The organism is Neisseria sp. P0022.S010 (assembly GCF_051956635.1).
The window spans coordinates 1-2,199 of the sequence record NZ_JBQCXF010000485.1 but is presented as its reverse complement, the minus strand read 5'-3'; the positions used below and the strand labels follow the sequence as shown (position 1 = coordinate 2,199).

3 protein-coding genes are annotated in these 2,199 nt (G+C 50.4%); 1 reads left to right on the top strand and 2 read right to left on the bottom strand.

The features are described from left to right. Positions 1–123: 123 nt before the first annotated feature. Positions 124–660, top strand: a complete 537-nt coding sequence (locus ACTHUT_RS18425; protein WP_250600901.1) for an NUDIX hydrolase — start codon at positions 124–126, stop codon at positions 658–660. Between the two features lie 129 nt (positions 661–789). Here the strand turns inward: ACTHUT_RS18425 and ACTHUT_RS18420 are convergent, their stop codons facing one another. Together ACTHUT_RS18420 and ACTHUT_RS18415 are read right to left on the bottom strand one after the other, a co-directional pair. Further along, positions 790–1,428 carry an alpha/beta hydrolase gene (locus ACTHUT_RS18420; protein WP_250600899.1) on the bottom strand — a complete coding sequence of 213 codons (639 nt, stop codon included), beginning with the start codon at positions 1,426–1,428 and terminating at the stop codon, positions 790–792. Between the two features lie 41 nt (positions 1,429–1,469). Then, positions 1,470–2,199, bottom strand: a 730-nt coding sequence (locus tag ACTHUT_RS18415) for a polyamine aminopropyltransferase (RefSeq protein WP_440419344.1), incomplete at its 5' end; no start/stop codon positions are given.

Genomic DNA, 2,199 nt, shown 5'->3' with positions numbered 1-2,199 from the left:
CACATACGGAGCGTTTGCAACAACGACATCAGCGGTAACTATTAGAAAAGGCATCCTCTGAGTTTATTTCTGTAAAATTTCAGACGGCCTTTAATATTTAATAATTTGGAAATGAGGTAAAAAATGGATTTGAAGGAAACTAAATTAAGCAGCGAGCCAATCTACGAAGGCTCTTTTGTTACCATTAGCCGTGATCGGGTGCGCCTGCCCAACGGCAATGAAAGCCAACGGGTTGTGATCCGTCATCCGGGTGCTGCGTGTGTATTGGCGGAAACGGAAGACGGTAAAGTTGTTTTGGTGCGCCAATGGCGTTATGCCGCTGATCAGGCGACGTTGGAATTGCCGGCGGGTAAATTGGATGTGGCGGACGAAGATCCTGCCGAATGCGCTTTGCGTGAGTTGGCGGAAGAAACGCCATATGTCGCCGACAGCGCCAAACTGTTGTACTCCTTTTATACTGCAGTCGGTTTTTGCGATGAAAAAATGTATCTCTACCAAGCGCAAGGTGTGCGTTTGGGCAGCGAGTTAAGCAACGATGAGGATGAAATTACAGAAACCGTCCTGATGAGTAAGGAAGAGGTGCGCAATGCATTGGCAAACGATGAAATCAAAGATGGTAAGACTTTGATTGGTTTGCAGTATTGGTTGACTCAGGATTGATGTGTTAAGCAGAAATCCTTGATGGATTTTTGAATACTTGAGCCTGATATTTAGATAATAAAGGTTTCATACAAACAAGGCCGTCTGAAAAAGCGTTCAGACGGCCTTGTTTTATTTTGTAGGCGGATTTTAACCTAATAAAGCCGGTGCAAACCGTGTAATCGTATCGCGTAAAACGATGAGTTTGCCGTGGAAGAAGTGGGACGAGCCGGCAATGGTGACAACAGGCAGGCCTTGTGGTTCTGCCCATGTCAGGGCTTTGTTGATTTCGACGACTTCGTCTTCCGCGCCATGAATCATCAATGTTTTGGCGACATCGGGAACGTCGGATGGTTCCGGGCGGTCGGTGTAGTGATGGACGGCGGCGCCCATCAGCAACAGTAAATCAGGCGTGCGCGCTTGTGCGGCAAAGGTGGAAACGTAGCCGCCGAATGAGAAACCGGCCAAGACGAATTGTGGCGCGTCAGGATGTTGCGCGCGAGCATAGTCGATAACGGCAATGCAGTCTTGCGTTTCGCCGCGGCCGTAGTCGTGTTCGCCTTCGCTATTGCCTACGCCGCGCAAATTGGGCAGGTAGCAATGGAAACCGAGTTGGCTGAGGGCTTTGGCGGCGGTTTGGATGACTTTGTTGGTGTTGGTGCCGCCTTGCAGGGGATTGGGGTGGTTGATGACGGCAACGCCGCGGACGGATTCTTGTGTGCTTGGCAGGTAGATGGTTTCCAGCAAACCGGCCGGGCCGGAGATTTGAATGATGTCGGGTTTGAGCATGAGTGTATCCTTGTTTGTTTTTTCAGACGGCCTGAAGCGGTTTACAGATAAAAATTCTTGCCGTTGTTTTGATTGTTGGCTTTCAAATCGGCAAGCATTCGTTTGAAGTCCAAGCTGTACTTTTCGCTTAATTTTTCTGCACGTTTTTTCAGGCTATCAAGATTTTGTTCTTTGGGGCTGCTTTGGAATGCCATGACCGCAACGTTGCCGTGGCTCTCGGCAGGCAGCTCGAGCACGCGGCCGTCAAATACGTTGAGCAGGCGTTCGACAAAGCGTTGATAACGCTGGTCGCCGCTCCACCAGTTGGTGACAAATACGCCGTCGGGAGAGAGGGCGTTGCGGCAGTCTTGGAAGAAGGGTTCTTCTACCAAAGCATCGATAATCTGTTCGCCGTCAAAACCATCTACCAAAATTACATCGGTATTGTGGCGGAACACTTTAATATACTCCGCGCCATCCGCCTCGATAATTTCAAAATTTTCGCCTTCGTGCGGCAATTCAAACAGGCTGCGCGCCACGGCGATGACTTGCGGATTGATGTCTATGGCGGTTTGCTTGGTGTGGGGCAGATAGCTGTCTATCCAACGGGCAAACGAGCCGCCGCCCAAGCCGATTTGGGTGATGTGTTTGGGCGGGGTTTCTGCAAACAGCAGCCAACCCATCATGGCGCGGCTGTACGACAACACCAGCTCGGACGGATGATCGACATTCATGGAGCTTTGAATGGTGTCGCTGCCCAAGTGCAGGGAACGGATATTGCCTTCTTCGGAA